The following is a 19,945-nucleotide window of genomic DNA, read 5'->3' on the forward strand; positions in this document are numbered from 1 at the left end:
GGGGGTAAGCGTTTTTTTATGAGTGGAGTCTTCTAAAGGCACAGATGAACCCATCGCTTTAGATGCAGACTTTTCTGCATGTAAAGAGGTGTGCTTAGGTGATGTCTTAGAATCAAGCGTGTTGCTCTGTGTTTCTTTTTTAGAATTGATCAGCAAGTTATGCGAAGAATCGTGCTCATCTGTAGTGGCTTCATGCGCCTCAGCGTGCGTGGCATTAACACCTAAATACAATGACGACGCAACCAGCATGGAAGTAGCACCCGCTGCAATCGTAGAAACATCAGCGTGGTGGGTGTTTTTTTGAGCCTTAGTTCGTTTGGTGTGCTCTGTATGCTTACCTTGAGATTTCACAAAATCCTCCAATACCTAAAAACACAAATACTCATCTATTGTACCTTAAAATAATGTGAAATTTCAGCTTAGAGAAAAATTCTGGAATACAGCGAAATCAGTACGTCATAGCTGATTTTCTACTCCAGTGTGTCTACAAGTTTTTGCAAACGCAAAACACGATGATACATAGCAGATTTTGAGGCTTGAGGACAAACGAGCTCGCCAAGTGCAGCCAAAGAAAGCTCGGGATGTGTCTGTCGTACCTCACAAAATTGTCGGAGCGCGCGTGGCAAATCATCGGGCGCATAGCGTGCTTGAACTTTTTCGATCAGCACCAGCTGATCGGTTGCTGCCATACATGATCGCGTTTGATTTGCCATTTCGGCATTGACCCTACGATTCACTTCGTTTTTAAGGCGCTTTACCTTGCGTATATTCTCAAAGGCGCGCGACAAACGCTTTGCTCCTACAACCTGTAGAAACAGCAAAATTGAATCAAACTTTTTGATATACAAAGAAATGGTAGAGCGCCTTTGATTACTGCGAATCACAATGCCAAAGGTATCTGCAAGCTCTACAATTTCGCGTGCAAACGCAGCCGAAGACACCGAAATTTCCATATGAAATGATGTTCTTGGGTCGCTCATAAAACCGCCTGCAATAAAACATCCACGCAAAAATGCCTGCGCGCAACACGTTCGCTGTAAAAGCTTTTGAGGAATGCCTGTGCATAATGCACCAGTGGCATCCAAAATTTCGAGCGTATGCAAAAATGTTGGCAAACTGTCTTGATAAGGAATTTGAATAACGTAATTTCTTGTTTTATGCAAGTTAGAATGTCGTACCGTTAAATAGGTATCAAGATCAAAAAGTGTATGAGTAAGATTGATAATCATACGAGCCACTACACCAGTTTCGGTGGCAATGGTTACCGAATATCTTGAATGTGATGTAGTAGAACCTTTAAGTGATAACGAACCACATATTCTTACGATCCCTGATAAAAGAGCATAATCACAGTGCGGACATGTAGCGTTGATGTGTGATAATTCGTCTTTTACAGAAGCGGTAAATGACATGGCTACGCCTTATCAGTTGAAGGCTTAACGTCATGCTCACACGTATTTTGAGATGAGGCGGGTGCGTCTGCATTGGCAAAGTGTAAATCACGATGTGAAACAATTGTTCGGTATGCTTTTTGTTGCAGGTAATGCGCAGTATATTCTGCAATAGCAACACTTCGATGTTGGCCACCCGTACATCCAATTGCAATGGAGAGCCGCGTTTTACCCTCGTTGATATAACCTGGCATAACCACATCAAGAAGCGTGGTCCACGAGGATAAAAACTTGCGCGTTACATCATTATTGAGTACAAAATCACGAACAAGTTTATCGCGACCAGTTAAAGGGCGCATATGCGCATCATAGAATGGATTAGGCAAAAAGCGCACGTCCATCATAACATCGGCCTCTGCAGGAGTTCCGTATTTGTATCCAAACGAAAATACGTTAACGTCCATAAGCTGAAGATCCGATCGCTCGCTAAACTCACGACGAATTTTAAGACGCAAATCGTTTACGCGCAGATGAGAAGTATCAATGATTAAATCTGCTTGTTGTCTTATAACAGCAAGCTGCTCACGTTCGCGCTGAATAGTATGCGATAAACTTTCTTTGCGATTTGCAAGCGGATGGCGGCGGCGTGTTTCGCTATAACGACGGATAAGAACATCGTCGCTGCTATCCAAAAACAAAGTCTTTACAAACATATGCGCGTCGTGCAACTGATGTAAAATGTCGAGCATCTCATCAAAGAGCCCTTGACTGCGTAAGTCACACGTTACAGCCAAATGACGACCAATCCCAGAATTGATTCCAACCATTTGCGCCAGACCTAAAATAAGGCGCGGCGGCAAATTGTCAATACAGTAATAACCCATGTCCTCAAACACGTGCATTGCCTGCGTGCGGCCGCTTCCGCTCATGCCCGTGATAACAACTACATCGGGAATCTGCGGATGGTTTGCAATTTGCTCTGTATGGTCTGTATGAGATGCTGAGTTCATGGGATGTCGCAATCAAACAAAAGGCAAACTAACACATACGCGTGCCGTTTGGTACGGGATGCTCAAGCGTAGGCATAACAGATGGGATATTGTCCTCGTAGCCAATATCAAGCAACATACCAGCGCTGGTCATACCTGCCATCTTACGAGGAGCCATATTCACCAAAAACAGTGTTTGCATTCCTTCGAGCTCTTCGGGGTTCTCGCGCTCTTCCTTAAGTGCAGTAAGAATAGTGCGCTTAAAGTCGCCAAAATCTACCGTCAGACAAACGAGCTTATTTGAATCGGGCACATCATCAACGTGCAAAATTGTTCCAACGCGAATATCAAGTTTTTCAAAGTCGCTATATTTAATGTTCTCTTTAACTGGTGCGCCCATACGTTATCCTTTATCCGATTGCTAGTGAAGATATACGTGCCTATGCACATCTTAGGAGTGCAGTGTGCATACGTACATCTTTATTATCATCCAAAATTTTGCGAATGAATAGTCGCGTACAAAATTTACAACGAAATTACGCCTGTAAAGCCTAAAACTGTCTAACGCTATGAATACCACGCATGACCTTAACCATGCAAGGCTGTTAATGCCACGTTTGCAGAACTTCCCACACATTTTGTGCAACTTGAGCGGAGATACCTGAAACCTGTGCAATATCACGCACGCTTGCCGCGCGCAAGCGCTTCATAGAACCAAAATGAGCAAGCAGGGCACGTTTGCGCTTGGGGCCAACACCTTCAATTGAGTCTAAAATTGATTTAGTCATTGCTTTATCGCGCAATTCGCGATGAAAGGTAATCGCAAACCTATGTGATTCATCACGAACTTGCTTAATTAAATACAAAGACGCAGAACCCGAAGGCAACACAATGGGCGTTGTATCCCAGGGCACAAAAACCTCTTCATCGGATTTTGCCAAACCGCACACCGGTATATCCAAATCAAGCGCGTGCAACTGTGAAAGCGCAGCAGAAAGCTGCGGTTTTCCTCCATCGAGCACCAATAAATCGGGCTTTTTGCCAAAACGCTTATTGCTCATAGTTTTTTTGCTATAACGTCTAGAAAGAACTTCCTGCATAGACACAAAATCGTTAGCTTCATCAAGCGGCGTTTTAATAATAAACCTACGATATTGACTTTTGTCCGCCCGACCGTTGGTAAATACAATCATGGACGCCACGGTAAAATATCCATGCAGCGTAGATATATCAAAACATTCGATGCGCAAAGGCGCACGGTCAAGCGCAAGCGCGCTTTCGAGCTGCGTTAATGCTAGATTAGTACGATCTTCACTATACCCCGTTCGTACCGAGTAACGTTTAAGTGCGCACGAAGCATTTTGTACAACCATAGCAAGCAAATCACGCTTTTCACCACGTTGTGGAACATGAAATGTCACGTGCGAGCCACGTTTTTCGCTTAACCAATTGCTAAGCGCATCTACATCCAAAACCATTTCATCAAGGGTAATTTCGGCAGGAATATCTGCTGTTTGATGATAATAACGCTTGATGAAACTCTCTTGCAGCTCGTTCTTTGAAACGTCTAAACCTTTATTCAAAATAAATTCGTTCGTGCGAATAACACGCCCCTCACGAACAATAAACACACAGGCAGCCGATATGGTTTCTTCGCGATAAAACCCAATGCAATCCATAGACAGCCGCGAGGAAAAAACAACTTTCTGTTTATCGTTAAGTGCTTGCAATACCTGCAAGCGATGTTTTATTCTCCCCGCTTTTTCAAACTCAAGATCTTGTGCTGCTTGTTGCATGCGCTCGCTCAATACATCTAAGATATGCTTGCGCTTACCCGATAAAAAGTCTTCGATAAGCGCAACATTTTGGCGATACTCATCAACACCAATACGTCCAATACAAGCACCGGGTGCTTTTTGCATATGATAATCAAAACACGCCTTACCGTGTTGTGCCAAACTAAACGGTGCGAGTTCTTTTTCATCCGCATGCTTTTTAAAATAACGCTCAAGTCTTTTCCACTCTGTACATGATGCACTGCATAGAGGCACTGCTTTGCGTAAAATTTCAATCGTTTCGCGCGCGGCATACACATCGGTATATGGGCCAAAATATTTTGTTCCACGTTTATGGTGCTCACGCGTGTATTTAATTGCGGGAAATAGCGAATTTTTGGTAAGCGCAATATAGGGATAGCTTTTGTCATCCTTAAAATCAACGTTATAATAGGGCTTATACTGCTCAATAAGGTTGCGCTCTAATACCAGCGCTTCGTGTTCTGAACTCACAACCACATAATCAAAACTTGCCACTTCAAGCATCATACGAGGAATTTTAAGGCGATCATCACTTAGCGTTACGTATTGGAGCATGCGCGCACGCAAGTTTTTTGCTTTACCCACATAAATTACGATATCCGACGCATTTTTCCACAAATAACACCCAGGAAGCATAGGAACTTGTTCAACTTCATGCACAAGCTCGCAGCGAATACCATGTATCGTGCGCGTGGGCGCTTGCGCTTGTGTTTGCGTACGCGCTTCGCACTGCGCTTGCTCATCTGACACACACAAACCAACGCGCGCTTGTTGTGTAGTATGATGTATGCTCATATAGTTCCTATGATATGGTTTGCCAAATTGCTTCAGTTTTGTATTGTAAGACTTATGTGCAGTATAACACGAGCTGACAAGCTAAGTTCATAATGTAGATAGCTTGCAGGCGGCCTGACAACACCATTTCAAATGCAAATGAGGGATTATGCACGCGTCAACACTTCAAGTAGATGTTTTGGTTATCGGTGCAGGGCTTGCGGGTACACAAGCAGCCTACGCCGCCGCACAACGTGGAGCGCGTGTCGCCATTACCAGTAGTTCTCATATTTTTTCGGGGTCAAGTTTTTCGCGCAGTACCTACGAGATGATTGTACTAAAGCCCCCTCGTGACTCAGAAAAAGATGAACTTATTCGTACCATTGAAGCCGTAGGTCAAAACGTAACTGATCATGAGCTTGTAAAAACCATGGTAGACCACATTGCAGGTGCGCACGAAAATCTGAATCAGCAAAAATTGAGTCTTATTCATCCCCGTGGCGAAGAAGCACAAACATACATCCCATCGTTTGACCACCGAAGGCGTCCTTGGTGCAAAATTGAGCCAAAACGATATCGCCACGCCTTAGAGCGCAAATTTCATGAGCTTGATATTATCGAAAAGCCCCATTTGCAGCTCGTTGATCTTGTTGAACGCGGGCAACGCGTACTTGCAGAGGATATATGGGACAGAGATTTCTTTACGCGCTGTACATCAAAGCATATGCCAAAAGATTACGCGTGCTCTGACAAACCACAAGATACGCATGTAAACGCGCCTACGCGGGCACCAGAACACGCGGCAGGACAAGCGTCCGAACACGCGGCTGAAGAAATGCCAAAACACGTTATCTGTGGAGCCCTGTTTTTTGATACCAACACCAACCGTTTTGTGTATATCAAAGCAACAAGTATTGTTATAGCAACGGGCGGTTTTACCTCAATTTTCAAGCGCTCGTTGAGCGCGCGAGCAGGGGCTGGCAATATCCATGCTATTTTGCTTTCGCATGGTTTATGCATGTCTAATCTTGAGTTTATGCAAATTGTACCTGCATTTCATAGCAACCACGCACCGATTATATGCAACCGTGATATGTTCAAGTGGGCAGATTTTTATGCAGACGATACGTTAATTCATCCGCTGCATACAGGCGATAAAGACCTGTTGGAACACCGCTCGCAATATAGCCCGTTTACCTCGCGTCTTTCGAGCAAATCTTTTGACATACAGCTTGCAGATCAAAGTCTTAACCATCAACTTTCACTTTTGTATACGCGCCTTCCAAATCGGCTTCCTCAACCTATTCTGACCTATATAAATACGCTTAAAGCTGCCAAGTTGTCTATGCACAAACGTCTTAATTTTGACTTGTATGCGTATACGTCTAATGGTGGCGTGGTCATTGATTCGCATACGCTTGCACGTACGGCTTGCAATCAACATATTAAAGGACTTTTTGCTGCTGGAGAAATTGCCGCAGGTATGCAAGGCGCCGATCGCCTAGGTGCCATGTCGTCTACCAGCTGTATTGTCTTTGGACAAATCAGTGGCTTTGAAGCAGCAACTTATGCACGCACAAATCAGACATGCAGAACGCTCGAACAAACAGACACCAACGACATATATATCGATACTCATTCCGATACCCTCTATGCCGCACAGGCGCAGCTTTCGTTATGCGCGTCTGCTCAAGCGGCACGCGTTGAAGAAACGCTTCATATGCTTATGACACGACAATGTTTTTTGATTAAAGACGCGCCTTCATGTAAACGGGCGCTAAGCAGCATTACCTATCTACATAAAGTTTTGGCAAGCACAAAAGAGCCAACTACACAATATCGCGATGTTATGTATACACTTGCGGTACAGCAGCAACTCATTATTGCCAAAATGTTTATTCTAGCGTCACTTAAGAGAAACGAAAGTCGTGGATCGTTTTATCGAAGCGATTTTCCTAAACGCAGCTCAAGTATGGCATTTCCAAGTTATAGCTGGATAGAATCTTAAAAGCGCGTACAAAGCGTAATTTATACCGTGCCTGTGTGCGCGAAAGCGCGCGGCAGATAGCAAGCGTCTTTTACACAAAAACCCACCATGCATACACATGGTGGGTAACATGTAATCTATACACAACATGCTTAACGGTTGCGCTTATTGGTACAGATCAAGCGACTCTCTTAAAGCTTTTCGATAACGGTATGCGCACGATGTCCTGCTACATACAGCGGATCGCGATGAGTAAGCGTTGATAAAACCGTAATTGCAGGGCCTAGCAAGTCAACCGATGAAATCTCGTGGTCATCAAAGGCACGGCGAAGCTCTCTACGTAAAGGCTCGTTAACAATGGTGTGAAAAACAGCAACAGGCACATCATTGTTCATATTTTTCTCAAGGTATTCCATAACCATGTCTACGCTGGTTACATTACCTAACTGCTTTACAATAACACTGCCTTCTTCAAACTGATCTGCAGCAGCTTCAACAACTTTTGCAGCGGTCTCACCACGTGAATCAGAAATAACAAAGATGCACGCTGTGCGGGGCTTCAATTGTTGTGGATGCGCTTCTAAAGACATAAAACCTCCAAACGAATTACTTCTTCTTAGTTAAAGCCGCTATATCTGCCACCTTGCTAAAGACGGATGTAAAGGTATTTAGCAAGCGGAAGCGGTTGTTTCTAATTTCAGTATCGTCGTCCATGATGCGCACGTCATTAAAAAATTGGTCAATCGGCTCTCTTAATTCGGCAAGCGCGGCTAATGCACGCGCGTATTCACCGTTTGACAACGCTTTCTCCACATTATCACGACCGTTTGAACACGCAGTAAAGAGTTGTAATTCCGCAGGTGTAAGCATGGAAACGTTTACATCGGTTCCCAGAGTTGCGTCGGTTAGGTGCGAAGCACGTGCATATGCAATTGCTAAATCTTCAAAGAGCTGAGGCTCTCGTGTACGCGCCGAATCAAACGCCTGTACACGCGCAAAAAATTCGCGTGGGTCAATAATTCCTATTGCAGCGATAGCAGAAATTGATTCGGGACTTACCGATTGCTCTTTTGCAAGGGCTTGCAAACGAACCGAGAAAAACTCACTAACGCACGTGGACACCGCTGACGCATCAAAATCAAGACCTTGTTCTTTAAACAAGTTCAAAGCAGCATTAATAAGCGCCTTAAGCGAACACGAGGGCAACTCTTGTAAAATTGCTATAATTCCCAGGGCACTACGACGCTGGGCAAACGGGTCGGACGAGCCAGTAGGAGGCTCGTTAATAGCAAACATGCCACAGATTGTATCAAGCTTATCAACAAGCGCAACAAGCTTTCCTACAAAATCATCAGGCGTTACATCTTTAGAAAAACGAGGACGATAGTGCTGGGCAATTGCTTTGCACACACGCGGATCCTCGCCCATAGCGCGCGCGTAATAACCACCCATAACACCTTGTTGCGAAGTAAATTCTACCACTGCATTGGTTACTAAATCGGCTTTTGCAAGATAAGCCGCGCGCTCACAGAGCTTAGCCACTGCGTCATCTGCTTTAAGAAGCTCAGCGCACACCAAAATGAGTCGAGTCATACGATTGGTTTTATCAAGGACGCTTCCCAGCTTTTCTTGAAAGACAACTTTAGAAAGACGCGGAACATATTCATCAAGCGGATGTTTGAGATCTTCTTCAAAAAAGAACTTTGCATCGTCTAAACGCGCGCGAACAACACGCTCATTACCATCGATAATAGCTTTGTCGGCAGAGGCAGCACCGTTTGAGACAATCACAAAATCTCGTGTGAGTTCACCGTCTTTGGTATAAATGGGGAAATAGCGCTGATTGGTAAGCATAGACTCACAAATAATCTCGTGCGGAACATCCAAAAATTCTTGATCAAAAGAACCAATTAAAACGCGCGGATATTCACATAAATTAATAACCTCTTCAAAGGTCTTTTTTGGCATGTCAACATGAAGTTGAGGATGCTCATGCTCATAGGTCGCTACCTCGTCTAAAATCTTTTGACGACGCTCGTCTTCAAGCAAAACACCCGCGTCGCGCAAAATTGAACGATAGTTGCCAGGACAATCAATGGTATGTGAGCCATGTCCTAACACACGATGACCTTGCGTTGTACAAGAAGAGCACACTGCAGCATAAGAAAACGGAATAACTTCTTCATCTAACAGAGCAACAAGCCATCTAACAGGACGAACAAAAGATTCGGTTTCAAACGCCCAACGTTGGCTTCGATAGTTTGGCCATTCGAGCGAAGCTACTATATCGTGACACATATCACCAAGCAACTCTTGTGCGGTGCGTGCAGCTATAAACTTTTGGGCATACACATAATTTTTGCCGTCTTCTGCGGTTTTTTCGATAAGATCATGCGCATCTACCCCACACTTTTTTGCAAATCCCAAAGCCGCCTTTGTAGGCTGTTTGTTTGCATCAAATGCGATAGAGGCAGCAGGTCCACGCTTAATCTCATTGATCTCAGGTGTTTGAGCTGCAAGATCATGCACAAGAACAGCCAGGCGGCGCGGACTTTGGTGTGCCTCAACACTACCAAATGTTAAGCCACTTTTTTGCAAGTGAGCCTGCATAAGCTGAGCCAGCTGTTTTGTTGCATGAATCAAAGGTGCTGACGGCATTTCCTCTGTTCCAATTTCAAGTAAGAATTCGCACGACTTGCTCATTTATGCCACCTCATTTGCAGTTGGATTTTGTTTCGATAAAGAATTATCAGCAGGCTTGGGTGCCTTTGATTCTAGCGCCGCAAGCGATGCTAAATAGGCCTCACAGCACGCCTTGGCAACGCTTCTCACTCGTAAAATGTAATTAGCACGTTCGGTAGCAGAAAGAGAACCGCGCGAATCAAGTAAGTTAAACGCATGAGAACATTTCATCACGCAATCATAGGCAGGCAACGGCAAATTACGACGCAAGCAGGCATGACATTCTTCTTCGTATTCGTCAAATTTTTCGCGCATAAGTTCAACGTTTGCAACTTCAAAGTTATAGGTCGAAAATTCAAACTCGTTTTGGTGAAACACGTCACCATAGGTAACACAAGATCCATCTGCAAGCTTATTCCACACCAAATCGTAGACCGAATTTACACCTTGTGTATACATTGCAATACGCTCAAGACCATAGGTAATTTCTACCGGTACAGGCGCAACTTCAATGCCGCCTACCTGCTGGAAATACGTAAACTGCGTAACTTCCATACCGTTGAGCCAAACTTCCCAACCAAGTCCCCAAGCACCAAGGGTTGGCGACTCCCAGTCGTCTTCTACAAAGCGGACATCGTTTTCTTGAGGATCCAAACCAATTGCTTCAAGTGAGCCAAGATACAAATCTTGTGCATCGGCAGGAGAAGGCTTAATAAGCACCTGAAATTGATAATAGTGCTGTAAACGGTTAGGATTATCACCATAACGACCATCAGCAGGACGCCGACAAGGCTGAGCATAGCAGGTTGCCCATGGTTTATTTCCCAGTGAACGAAGCAGTGTTGCTGGATGAAACGTTCCTGCGCCAACTTCGCTATCATAGGGTTGCATAACGGTACAACCGTGTTGCGCCCAATACGTTTGTAGAGTCAAAATCATATCCTGAAATGTCAGGGGCGTTTTGCTCATATCAATCTCCTTACCGCTTTAGGAAAACTTACATGTGTTATGTGTCTATAAACACACGCGCGCCACGCTTTAATGCGGACGCTCCAAACTTTTTGCATGGTCAAACGGCCAAATAATCCAAAATCCGCGCGACGAAACAGAAGAGATATCCACTGCACCAAACCAACGCGAATCAAGCGAATTGCCTCGGTTATCCCCCATTACCCATATACAATGTGCAGGCACCGTATAAGGAAACGTGATTGCACCTTGTGGACCTACTCCCTGATTGGTAATAGGCTCGGTGGGTTGATGATTAACATAAGGTTCGTTAAGTTTTTTGTTATCAACATAAACATTGCCATCACGCAAATCTATGGTTTGACCCTCAGTTGCAATAACACGCTTAAGCAGAGTATGTCCTGTACCTGCAGGATCGTTAAACGTAATAATATCGCCTGCTTGAGGTTTGCCAAACTTATAGCTGATCTTTTCTCCAATAAGGCGATCTTGTAGCTGCACGGTGGAAAGCATAGAGCCCGTAGGCACCAAATACACTTCCGCCACAAAAGCGTGAATTACAAACACAATACCTGCAGATATTGCAAGTGTTATGACCCAGTCAAAACACGTTCTTAAAAATGAACTACGCTCTTGTTGAGGTTGCATATGTCTCATACGCATCACATTTCTTTTCTATAAGATGTTAGATTTTGAACAAAATCATACTCTTTATCGGTAAGCGTTGCGCTCGATAACAAATCAGGACGCCAACGAGCCGTTCTTTCAAGCGCATTCATACGTTTCCACGTTTTAATTGCTTCATGATTACCGCTGAGCAGAACATCAGGAACACGCGCTCCCTCTACCTCACGCGGACGCGTGTACTGCGCATATTCAAGCAACCCCGCGTCAGAAAATGATTCGTCACAAGCACTTTGTGCATCACCTAAAGCTCCAGGTATGAGCCTAATAGTAGCATCAAGCACCACAAGCGTTGCTAATTCGGCACCAGTAAGTACATAATCGCCTAACGAATAAATAGCGTCGGCTTTTTGGTAGACGCGCTCATCAATACCTTCATAGTGGCCGCATGCAAACAGCACGCGCTTTTTGTGCGAAAGTTCAGCAGCACAGGCTTGTGTAAAACGTTTACCGCACGGAGAAAACATAACAATGTAGGGCTTTTCTGCGCTATACGAAGAAATTTCAGAAAACGCTTCAAAAAAAGGCTCGCACTTCATAAGCATTCCCTGTCCTCCACCGTATGGCGCGTCATCTACACTGTGGTGTGCGTCGTGAGTCCAGCTACGTAAGTCGTACGTTGTAAGCGAATAGAGATTATGCGCACGTGCCCTGCCCATAATGGACGCATCCATATATGGCTGAAACAAGTTAGGAAATATCGAAAGCACTTCAAAGCTAATCATGCACTTACAACCTACTTTGCAAATCAAGAAGGCTTTGCGGAATATGCGTAGTTATAACATCTGTATCTGCTGTTATATCATCTACAAACTCAGGAACAAGCGGAATCATCACATCAGAGGACCTACCGTGTACTAAAAGCGTGTCTTGAGCCGAGCTTCTAAGAACCTCGCTTACAACACCTAAATCACCAAACCGCTTATCATGCACCGCTTTATTGAGCACAGGTTCAATACTTTGCTTTGCCTGCTCATCCGTTAAATCACAACGGTTGATAGCCAAATAAGTACCTACATACGACTCGGCTAAACTTCGCGAGTCAAGCTCTGTGCACGACAAAACAAGTCCATCGGCTGCGCACGTGGCCGCTTGTACGTGAAGCACACGCGGACGGTGCAACATGGGAGGTATGCAATAGAGCTCTTGCTTTGAGGTGGGTGTAAAAGAAAAGCCGTGCACAAAGTGTGCAACGACTTCTCCTTTATTACCATATACCTTAGAAATGCGAGCAAACACGCTATATTCCGGGCAAGACATAACTTATCCTAAAACCTCAACCTCAACAGCTGTGTTTACACGCGAACCAAGAGCACGAGCAAGTGTACGAATTGCTTTAATGGTGCGACCCTTGCGACCAATAATACGACCTGCATCTTCTTCGGCGCACGAAATCTCGATGAGCGCTGCGCCGTTACTATCGGTAACATCAAGCGCAACAGCTTCTTTATTGGTTACCAGACCACATACAATGTATTCAACAAGATCAGCAACTTTATCGGAAGCAAGCTCACCTTCTGCTAAAGGCAACGTAGAAAGAGACTCTTTATGCGACGCAGCATGTGCGCTATCTTGCGCGTCTTGAGTGTTGAGCTCTTCATGGGTTTCAGGAATATCCTGATCCATGACGTTTTCCTGAATTTGATCACTCACGTTAACTACTCCGCATCTTGAGCTGCGTCTTCTGCAGCAGCAGCTTCTTCTGCAGCAGCTTGAGCCTTAGCAGCAGCTTTCTTAGAGAGTTTACGCTTCTTCTCTGGAGCAGCAGCACCGCTACGTACAATGTCGATAAGGTGAGAAACGGTAGAAGAAGGCTGAGCTCCTTTAGCTACCCATGCATCAACCTTTTCTAAATCGATATCAATTGACTTTGGATTGGTGAGCGGATTATAGCTACCAATTTGTTCAATGTAACGACCGTCACGAGGCATGCGACCATCAGCAACAACAACACGGTAATACGGACGCTTTTTTGCTCCATGACGAGCAAGACGAATCTTTACAGCCAAAGTAGAACTCCTTTACACACGCGACGCGATGGATACGAAGAAAAAGTGCGTCGCTTTGCCACTTAAGCAATGTTTACTATACGACATTATAACAGTAAAAAACCGTGTCGTTTTTGTGAACTCTTACTAAAATCTTTGGTTTTTTATAAAAAAGTTCATAGTTTCAGCAGAAATTAAGTTTCATGCATAAACTGGTATATATAAGATTTATTCACCTGTACAAGTATACTTTTAAAACAAACATGTATTGTTGAAAATTTTCGCTAAGGAGGCGGCTATGAACATTTTGGTTATAGAAGACGAAAAAAATTTAGCAGATGCTATCGTTCGTATTCTAACAGATGCTCATTACCACGCTGAAGCCGTATATGACGGAAAATCAGGACTCATCTCGTGCCAAAGCGGATTATATGATGCGGCTATTGTAGATAGAATGCTTCCTGGCATGGACGGTCTTGATATTGTCAAAGAAGTTCGACGTAGTGGCGATTCTATGCCTATTTTAATTCTTACTGCTCGGACATCTACACAAGATAAAGTTGATGGCCTTGACGCCGGTGCCGATGATTATCTTACCAAACCTTTTGAAGCTCCCGAATTACTTGCTCGTTTACGCGCGCTTACTCGTAGGCAAGGAGATGTAATTATCGAGCAGATGAAGTTTGCCGATTTTTCGCTTGATTTAAGTACGCACGACCTTATGTGCAAAAATCATTCCGTTCATCTTTCTGGTAAAGAATTTGAAGTCTTAAAAATGTTACTGAGCGCGCCGTCACGTGTAGTGTCCAAGCAGGATTTGTTAACCTATGTATGGGGTACCACAGCTGATGCGTCAGAAAATTCGGTAGAAGCCTACGTTTCATTTTTGCGCAAAAAGCTGGCATACGTTCATTCAAAGGTGCAAATTACTACCCTTCGTATGTTGGGCTATCGTCTTGAAACATATTAGACAATAGATGTATGTAAACATGGTAATCTCAGCACAATCGGCATGGTACTCCTGTTTTATGTGCTGTAGAAATTACGATTGATAAGGCTCGTTCATGTGTAAACAAAAAATGGTCATGCTCAAAGCACTTAAATATAAATTCCTATTGAGTATCGTCATTCTTGTTGAAGGCACCCTCATAGCGCATACCTGCATTTCTATGTATCTTACCTATCATACACAAGAAATTAAGTTTAATAATTATCTTGAATATATTATTTCCGAGGATAACCCTGATATTGAGCATTTTGGACAAGTACCCTATCACCATAACGATATTGCCGGCACATCTAACATGCTATCTATGGTGGTTAAGCTTGGCGATCAGGGAGAAATTAAGCCAAGTGAACATCCTGATTATATTGGATCCGCGCCCATTAAAGAGGTCTGCACGCAAATTATGGAAAGCTCTGACACACGCGGCAAACTCACCGATTACCATGTGAGATGGCTTAAACGTGGTGATACCATTGCTTTTGTTGATACCTCGGCTTTTGACTTTTCATTTTCTCAAAGCATCATTATGGTTTCGTGTATTATGGCCGCTACCGTAGTAGTTATCACAGGTATTGCATGGGGTCTTTCAACCTGGGCAATTAAACCTGTCGAAGAGGCAATGCACCGACAGCGCGTCTTTTTGGGAAATGTATCGCATGAACTTAAAACTCCGCTTTCGGTGATTATTGCTAATACCGATATTTTGCTCCACAGCTCGCGCTTAGAGGCGGAAGAGCGTAAATGGGTTCAAAATACTTCAGAAGAAGTGTTGCAGCTCAAACAGATGATTAACGATCTTTTGGAACTTGCACAAAGCGATGAGGCTGCTGCTGGTGCACCCAATATTTTACATCCCGCGCGCTTTAATTTTTCTGACATGGTATATGAAGCTGCGCTTGAGTTTGATACCTTGGCGTTTGAACATGGGTGCACCATTCAAACTGATATTCCAAGAGATTTATATCTATTTGGCGACGAGGAAAAACTCAAACGACTTGTACACATCTTGCTGGATAATGCATGTAAATATGCTGCCAAGTCTTCGGTCATTCAAATAAACCTTACAAAAACAAATAAAGCAGCAGGAAATGCTTTGCAACTGAGTTTTACCAATCAAGGCGAAGTTATCAGCAAAGAAGACCAGGCACATATTTTTGACCGTTTTTATCGAAGCGACAAAGCGCGCTGTAAAACCAATAAAAAAGGTGGTTTTGGACTGGGGCTCTCAATTGCGCTTGGTTTGGTAAAGTCGCATAAAGGCACCATTAAAGTTGAAAGTACGGCAGAAACAGGCACCACATTTACGGTAACGTTACCCACGCATTTATAAAGGGTGTCTGCGAGAGCTCAAGTGCGTGTCATTTTGTTAGTTGTGCGTCGTTCGCGCAGCGGTTCTCAAAACTATCTTTATCCGCATACGTACAGTCATCTAAATATTGTACAGAACTTTCTTCCCAAATATATTCCAACCGATACAGCGTGCGAATTTCGGCGGTGCAAATGTGCACCATAACACAGCCGTAATCGAGTACCACCCACGAATCGGCATGAATGCCTTCCACGGCGCTTGGAACCTCGTGCGCCTGTTTGCGTACGCCATCTTCAACGTCTTGTAACAGCGCGTGTAAATGAATACGATTACACGCAGTTGCGACCACCATGTATGGACACAAGCCACGCTCAGGTGGCAACGTAATAAGAGCTGTATGCTCGGCTTTTTTACTATGCAATATCTGAGCAACACATAAAGCAAGCGTTTTTTCACTAAAGTGCACCACAATACTACTTTCCAATATGAGCAAACGTACGAATATAGTGATTATAAAGCTGAATACTTGGCGGATAAAGATAACGCTGCGTTTTAAGAACGTACACAAGACCGCTGGTAAACGACTCAAAAAAGACGCGATCAAGAGGTTGTGTCCCAACAGATGCGCGAATAGCATCAAGCGTAGGATAGGGCTTCCTCAGCGGTTCAATTCCATCGGCAACAAAAACGATCATATCAAGTGCGCTCATGTTAGTCCGTGCAATTGTGTGATAACGAATCGCGTCGATAATATCATCTGATAGCTCAGGAAAGCGTTCGTGTAACTCACAAGCAGCAGTGAGACCATGTAAAAGATGACAGGTTTGCTCCAAAGGTGCGCCCATATCGATGTTGTAATGCCGTGCCTTTTCAATTTGATCAGGTGTACTTAAAATCTTATCCCAATCGTGCAAAAGACCAGCAATATAGGCATGTGTTTGATTCTGCTGATAAACTTTTGCCATGTACGCAGCAGTTTGAGCAACACTTTTACAATGCGCAAAACGCCGAGGGTTAACCTCACTCATGCGCGCACTTAACGCCTGCGTAAGCAAGGTAATTGTGCGTTTGTCGTTTTGAGAAAATTGTGGCGTAAAACGTTCAAATGATGAAAGCGATTCAAAAGACGCCATTTTGCTCCTCTCACCGTGCCAATAGCTATTAAAATAGTAACTGTTTTACCACTTGTGAGAAAGGTATACGGTGATTTTGCGTCAAAACGCTACGATTATAGGGCCCATAACCATAGAACGTATGTCATACGGAGCCGAAGCTATCGCGCATATGCCAGATGGCAAGTGCGTGTTTGTACGCGGAGCAGTAACAGGCGACGTATGCGAAGCTGCAATCACCGAGGAAGCCAAGCACTATCTACGAGCCGAGGTAACGCGGATTCTTGCCGCATCGCCTTATAGAGTAAAACCGGCGTATTCATACGACGAACAAGCAGGTGGATGTCCGTGGGCAAACCTTGCATATGACGAGCAGCTCAAAGCTAAAAAAGCAAATGTTGTGGGCGCGCTTATACGCACGGCACATATAGAGCCCGATGAAGCACAAACGTTAGTAAGAGATGTAATTCCTTCTAAAAAGCAATGGGGCTATCGCAATAAAATTGAGCTCAGTGCAAGTACAGAACATAATACCTTTTATTTTGGTATGTATGATCCTATTCAAAAGCGGCTTATCCAAGTTTTAAGTTGTGCACTTGTTGATAAACGTTTTTCCAAACTGACCAAATCAATTACGGGCGCGCTGCAATTTATTGCACGCTCACAGGAGTTGGGTATCGAGCGCATTGCACTGAGAACTTCGGTTCGTACAAAAGACGTAGAACTAGCGCTTTGGACCACTCCTGGTGCTTTTCCGCGTGGCTATGTGGTAAAAATTCTGAATTCGGCAGCGCCAGAGCTCACTTCCATTGTACGTGTTCTAACCAAAGGATCGCGTCGCGCGAGGCGTGTGTGCGGCGTAGAAAAATTGTACGGCAAAGGTTATTGGGAAGAGCTTATCGCAGGTAGACGTATGCGGATTTCTGCTCCTTCGTTTTTTCAAGTTAATACACACAATGCCGAAAAACTCATTGAGCGTGTTATTGATGATTTGGATGTACAGCCAAACGAAACAGCACTTGACTTGTATTGCGGAGCAGGAACGTTTACGCTTCCACTTGCCGAGCGAGCGCGTGATGTTATAGGTGTTGAAGCGCAAGGTAGTTCTATTCAGGATTTGCGCAGACATATTAAACTTTTTAATTTACATAACGTTCAGGCAATTGGCGGAGATGCTCTGCGCGAATATCCAAAAGCTCATACCGATGTCATTGTGGTTGACCCACCGCGAGCTGGTTTGGAAGCAGGCGTTTGCGATAAATTGTCACAAAGTGGGGCGCGCGCAATTGCGTATGTTTCGTGCGATCCACAAACGCTTGCGCGTGATATACGTCGATTTATTGATAAAGGCGCATATCTACCTGCAAAGATTACACCAGTTGATCTATTTCCGCAGAGCTGGCATATTGAAAACGTTTGCTTAATGTTGAAGGCGGATTAAGCGTGCGGATTAAGCGTGCGTTGGACATGCGGATTAAGGGCGCGATGGGCGTGCGTTGGGCGTACGTTGGGTGTGCGGATTAAGTCCGCGGCTTAAGTGCGCAGATTCGTGTGCATACGTCCTTGCATGTATAAACGGAGTCGATATCGTATTTCATCTATTCCTCCTAGCCCCCCCCCATTTTTTGCGAAACAATTTTCTTCTGATTCGTTTTTTACAGGCGTATAAAATCTGGTTATTGCGATGACACTTTACTTGTTGTTGCTCGTTGTACACTGCTGGTCAGGCGATTATTGCTGCTCATTTGGATTGTGAGCTTGCATGTCTTTTACAATAAGTGTGCGAATGTCGTTTTTGTCTTTCAAAAGCATATACAGGATAACCCTGATAAAACACCTGCTATTACTTGCTTTAGAGTATTAACGACAATAGCAACAACCCCTAACTTGTTCAATGTAATCATTTTAGTTCATTTGTGGTTGTTGCTGGATATTATTGTATCCTTCGTTACATATTAGAGTTTGATATATTTATTTTCATCCAATAATGCTAAAGCTATGTCTCACATGTAAGAAAGAGTATCAGGCGTACTGAATGCTCAAATATGTTCTGTACAGCGGGAACATTAAAGGCGTGCGGGCGTACCTTTGATAAGCAAATAAATTGGTGTATAGTGAGAAGAGATAGAGGTGGCAGCTTCGGGCAGCTGCCTGAGGTTGTCGCCTCTATTTTTTACTTGTATAACAACACAAGTAATTGCTAACACTGCACGTAATACCTCTTTGTAGTAAAGAAAAAAATATCTGACATTTTACGTTTCTTTGCCGTTATTTAGTACTTGCGCGTCTTTGTGCTTCAGTCGTTGCCATGGTTTACCCCCTTATATTGTTTATAGGCTCGATAAATAATGTGTGTTATAAATGCTGTTACACATATAATGATTGCTTCTTGCATATTTATATCCCCCTTGCTACTATGGGAGTCCAAGGAGCGCAGAGACCGAAACACCCCTTGAACTTCAAGCCTTTTATTGTTTAGGCTTTTGTTGTTTTAATCGTTCTCGTATTTCTTCGGCTGTGGCTGTTAATACCGCCGTTAAAATTGCGAGAACGATTGTACACATGACCTATAACTTAAAATTACACTTAATACAATTAAAAACAAAAAGCTCATACACCGAAAAAATCTTTGCATATTTTTAGTTATAGGACAAAAGGAGCTTAGGACAATTTTTTACTTGCCATGGTGTTTTCCTAATAAAAAACCGCTCCAAAGAGCGGCTAATGTAATGGGCGCCCGGATTTGCACCGGAGTCTCCTCCAGCAAGGCGTAATCCTCCTATACAACAACCCATTACAGCATGTAATTTTGCCATTGCTCGAGGGTGGTGTCAACCTCTAGAAACGGTTACTCTTGGTGTACCTTGCCTTCGCGAAGTATTTCCCCAAGCTTTGTGATTACTCCAATAAAGCTATAGGCTTTCCCAGTCTTTTTCTCTATAGCGACAACATTCGCGCCTGACTCCCAAACTACGGGGGTGTGATAGGAAAACACATAATAATCTTTATATTCGCAATATGTATCAGCTTTTCCTAAAAGGTCTTTTGCAATAGATAGAGCTTGCTCATAATCAACCATTGTTACCTCCTAGTTTGTGTTACAAAATTTCTAACCCGATATGAAAGCTTTAAATTGTCTGTTCTAACTAAACCTACCGACTGTGGTCTTGCCATGCTTAAGTAATGTTGGATATTTACGCTTTTCCCAGTTTGTGCGTCTCTATAGAGCATTTTACC

The 19,945-nt window shown here is 43.8% G+C and carries 20 protein-coding genes; 4 read left to right on the forward strand and 16 right to left on the reverse strand.

Going from position 1 to position 19,945, the window contains the following annotated elements:
- From AC5GD6_RS05030 to uvrC, 5 genes are all read right to left on the reverse strand, one after another.
- The coding region (locus tag AC5GD6_RS05030; protein WP_491846375.1) for a hypothetical protein at nucleotides 1-351 on the reverse strand (351 nt) is incomplete at its 3' end.
- A gap of 119 nt (nucleotides 352-470) precedes the next feature.
- On the reverse strand, nucleotides 471-1,412 hold the full coding sequence (gene whiA / locus AC5GD6_RS05035; protein WP_276776705.1) for a DNA-binding protein WhiA: 942 nt from the start codon (nucleotides 1,410-1,412) through the stop codon (nucleotides 471-473).
- 2 nt (nucleotides 1,413-1,414) lie between these two features.
- The gene (gene rapZ / locus AC5GD6_RS05040) at nucleotides 1,415-2,401 is read right to left on the reverse strand and encodes an RNase adapter RapZ (RefSeq protein WP_006303250.1); all 987 of its coding nucleotides are present in this window, start codon (nucleotides 2,399-2,401) and stop codon (nucleotides 1,415-1,417) included.
- A gap of 28 nt (nucleotides 2,402-2,429) precedes the next feature.
- Nucleotides 2,430-2,780 carry a tRNA-binding protein gene (locus tag AC5GD6_RS05045; RefSeq protein WP_006303249.1) on the reverse strand — a complete coding sequence of 117 codons (351 nt, stop codon included), beginning with the start codon at nucleotides 2,778-2,780 and terminating at the stop codon, nucleotides 2,430-2,432.
- Between the two features lie 205 nt (nucleotides 2,781-2,985).
- On the reverse strand, nucleotides 2,986-4,992 hold the full coding sequence (gene uvrC, locus AC5GD6_RS05050; protein ID WP_491846376.1) for an excinuclease ABC subunit UvrC: 2,007 nt from the start codon (nucleotides 4,990-4,992) through the stop codon (nucleotides 2,986-2,988).
- Nucleotides 4,993-5,140: 148 nt separating this feature from the next.
- Here uvrC and AC5GD6_RS05055 point away from each other — a divergent pair, with 148 nt between their 5' ends.
- Entirely contained in the window at nucleotides 5,141-6,979 is a 1,839-nt protein-coding gene (locus AC5GD6_RS05055) for an FAD-dependent oxidoreductase (protein WP_061103167.1), read from the forward strand.
- 170 nt (nucleotides 6,980-7,149) lie between these two features.
- Here the strand turns inward: AC5GD6_RS05055 and AC5GD6_RS05060 are convergent, their stop codons facing one another.
- The 8 genes from AC5GD6_RS05060 to rpsP form a co-directional block, all read right to left on the reverse strand.
- The gene (locus tag AC5GD6_RS05060; RefSeq protein WP_061103166.1) at nucleotides 7,150-7,548 is read right to left on the reverse strand and encodes a kinase/pyrophosphorylase; all 399 of its coding nucleotides are present in this window, start codon (nucleotides 7,546-7,548) and stop codon (nucleotides 7,150-7,152) included.
- A gap of 16 nt (nucleotides 7,549-7,564) precedes the next feature.
- Nucleotides 7,565-9,661 (reverse strand): glycine--tRNA ligase subunit beta, encoded by a 2,097-nt coding sequence (gene glyS, locus AC5GD6_RS05065; protein ID WP_491846377.1) that lies wholly within the window; start codon nucleotides 9,659-9,661, stop codon nucleotides 7,565-7,567.
- Nucleotides 9,662-10,609: a glycine--tRNA ligase subunit alpha gene (locus AC5GD6_RS05070; protein ID WP_491846378.1), complete on the reverse strand. Its 948-nt coding sequence runs from the start codon at nucleotides 10,607-10,609 to the stop codon at nucleotides 9,662-9,664.
- A gap of 69 nt (nucleotides 10,610-10,678) precedes the next feature.
- Nucleotides 10,679-11,266 (reverse strand): signal peptidase I, encoded by a 588-nt coding sequence (lepB, locus tag AC5GD6_RS05075; RefSeq protein ID WP_276776724.1) that lies wholly within the window; start codon nucleotides 11,264-11,266, stop codon nucleotides 10,679-10,681.
- Between the two features lie 5 nt (nucleotides 11,267-11,271).
- Nucleotides 11,272-12,018 carry a tRNA (guanosine(37)-N1)-methyltransferase TrmD gene (gene trmD, locus AC5GD6_RS05080; RefSeq protein ID WP_491846379.1) on the reverse strand — a complete coding sequence of 249 codons (747 nt, stop codon included), beginning with the start codon at nucleotides 12,016-12,018 and terminating at the stop codon, nucleotides 11,272-11,274.
- A gap of 4 nt (nucleotides 12,019-12,022) precedes the next feature.
- Complete coding sequence (locus AC5GD6_RS05085; protein WP_311431427.1) at nucleotides 12,023-12,553, reverse strand: ribosome maturation factor RimM; 531 nt, start codon at nucleotides 12,551-12,553, stop codon at nucleotides 12,023-12,025.
- Between the two features lie 3 nt (nucleotides 12,554-12,556).
- Complete coding sequence (locus AC5GD6_RS05090) at nucleotides 12,557-12,919, reverse strand: KH domain-containing protein (protein WP_010242782.1); 363 nt, start codon at nucleotides 12,917-12,919, stop codon at nucleotides 12,557-12,559.
- A 32-nt stretch (nucleotides 12,920-12,951) separates the two neighbouring features.
- The gene (gene rpsP, locus AC5GD6_RS05095) at nucleotides 12,952-13,302 is read right to left on the reverse strand and encodes a 30S ribosomal protein S16 (RefSeq protein WP_061103160.1); all 351 of its coding nucleotides are present in this window, start codon (nucleotides 13,300-13,302) and stop codon (nucleotides 12,952-12,954) included.
- Nucleotides 13,303-13,579: 277 nt separating this feature from the next.
- Between rpsP and AC5GD6_RS05100 the strand changes: the two genes are divergently transcribed.
- Nucleotides 13,580-14,251 (forward strand): response regulator transcription factor, encoded by a 672-nt coding sequence (locus tag AC5GD6_RS05100; protein WP_035434627.1) that lies wholly within the window; start codon nucleotides 13,580-13,582, stop codon nucleotides 14,249-14,251.
- A 94-nt stretch (nucleotides 14,252-14,345) separates the two neighbouring features.
- The gene (locus AC5GD6_RS05105) at nucleotides 14,346-15,617 is read left to right on the forward strand and encodes a sensor histidine kinase (RefSeq protein ID WP_491846380.1); all 1,272 of its coding nucleotides are present in this window, start codon (nucleotides 14,346-14,348) and stop codon (nucleotides 15,615-15,617) included.
- A gap of 28 nt (nucleotides 15,618-15,645) precedes the next feature.
- Here AC5GD6_RS05105 and rsfS read toward each other — a convergent pair whose 3' ends face one another.
- Together rsfS and yqeK are read right to left on the reverse strand one after the other, a co-directional pair.
- On the reverse strand, nucleotides 15,646-16,062 hold the full coding sequence (gene rsfS, locus AC5GD6_RS05110; RefSeq protein WP_491846381.1) for a ribosome silencing factor: 417 nt from the start codon (nucleotides 16,060-16,062) through the stop codon (nucleotides 15,646-15,648).
- Between the two features lie 7 nt (nucleotides 16,063-16,069).
- On the reverse strand, nucleotides 16,070-16,729 hold the full coding sequence (gene yqeK / locus AC5GD6_RS05115; protein WP_464395389.1) for a bis(5'-nucleosyl)-tetraphosphatase (symmetrical) YqeK: 660 nt from the start codon (nucleotides 16,727-16,729) through the stop codon (nucleotides 16,070-16,072).
- Between the two features lie 70 nt (nucleotides 16,730-16,799).
- Between yqeK and rlmD the strand changes: the two genes are divergently transcribed.
- The gene (gene rlmD / locus AC5GD6_RS05120; RefSeq protein ID WP_491846382.1) at nucleotides 16,800-18,149 is read left to right on the forward strand and encodes a 23S rRNA (uracil(1939)-C(5))-methyltransferase RlmD; all 1,350 of its coding nucleotides are present in this window, start codon (nucleotides 16,800-16,802) and stop codon (nucleotides 18,147-18,149) included.
- A gap of 1,407 nt (nucleotides 18,150-19,556) precedes the next feature.
- Here rlmD and AC5GD6_RS05125 read toward each other — a convergent pair.
- Nucleotides 19,557-19,787, reverse strand: coding sequence for a hypothetical protein (locus AC5GD6_RS05125; RefSeq protein ID WP_491846383.1), 231 nt, complete (start codon nucleotides 19,785-19,787; stop codon nucleotides 19,557-19,559).
- Nucleotides 19,788-19,945 lie beyond the last annotated feature (158 nt).

The organism is Fannyhessea sp. (assembly GCF_986145555.1).

Coding starts and splice junctions, on each gene's coding strand:
- whiA (WP_276776705.1), bottom strand. CDS start 1,412: ATGTCATTTACCGCTTCTGTAAAAGACGAATTATCACACATCAACGCT.
- rapZ (WP_006303250.1), bottom strand. CDS start 2,401: ATGAACTCAGCATCTCATACAGACCATACAGAGCAAATTGCAAACCAT.
- AC5GD6_RS05045 (WP_006303249.1), bottom strand. CDS start 2,780: ATGGGCGCACCAGTTAAAGAGAACATTAAATATAGCGACTTTGAAAAA.
- uvrC (WP_491846376.1), bottom strand. CDS start 4,992: ATGAGCATACATCATACTACACAACAAGCGCGCGTTGGTTTGTGTGTG.
- AC5GD6_RS05055 (WP_061103167.1), top strand. CDS start 5,141: ATGCACGCGTCAACACTTCAAGTAGATGTTTTGGTTATCGGTGCAGGG.
- AC5GD6_RS05060 (WP_061103166.1), bottom strand. CDS start 7,548: ATGTCTTTAGAAGCGCATCCACAACAATTGAAGCCCCGCACAGCGTGC.
- glyS (WP_491846377.1), bottom strand. CDS start 9,661: ATGAGCAAGTCGTGCGAATTCTTACTTGAAATTGGAACAGAGGAAATG.
- AC5GD6_RS05070 (WP_491846378.1), bottom strand. CDS start 10,609: ATGAGCAAAACGCCCCTGACATTTCAGGATATGATTTTGACTCTACAA.
- lepB (WP_276776724.1), bottom strand. CDS start 11,266: ATGAGACATATGCAACCTCAACAAGAGCGTAGTTCATTTTTAAGAACG.
- trmD (WP_491846379.1), bottom strand. CDS start 12,018: ATGATTAGCTTTGAAGTGCTTTCGATATTTCCTAACTTGTTTCAGCCA.
- AC5GD6_RS05085 (WP_311431427.1), bottom strand. CDS start 12,553: ATGTCTTGCCCGGAATATAGCGTGTTTGCTCGCATTTCTAAGGTATAT.
- AC5GD6_RS05090 (WP_010242782.1), bottom strand. CDS start 12,919: ATGGATCAGGATATTCCTGAAACCCATGAAGAGCTCAACACTCAAGAC.
- AC5GD6_RS05100 (WP_035434627.1), top strand. CDS start 13,580: ATGAACATTTTGGTTATAGAAGACGAAAAAAATTTAGCAGATGCTATC.
- AC5GD6_RS05105 (WP_491846380.1), top strand. CDS start 14,346: ATGTGTAAACAAAAAATGGTCATGCTCAAAGCACTTAAATATAAATTC.
- yqeK (WP_464395389.1), bottom strand. CDS start 16,729: ATGGCGTCTTTTGAATCGCTTTCATCATTTGAACGTTTTACGCCACAA.
- AC5GD6_RS05125 (WP_491846383.1), bottom strand. CDS start 19,787: ATGGTTGATTATGAGCAAGCTCTATCTATTGCAAAAGACCTTTTAGGA.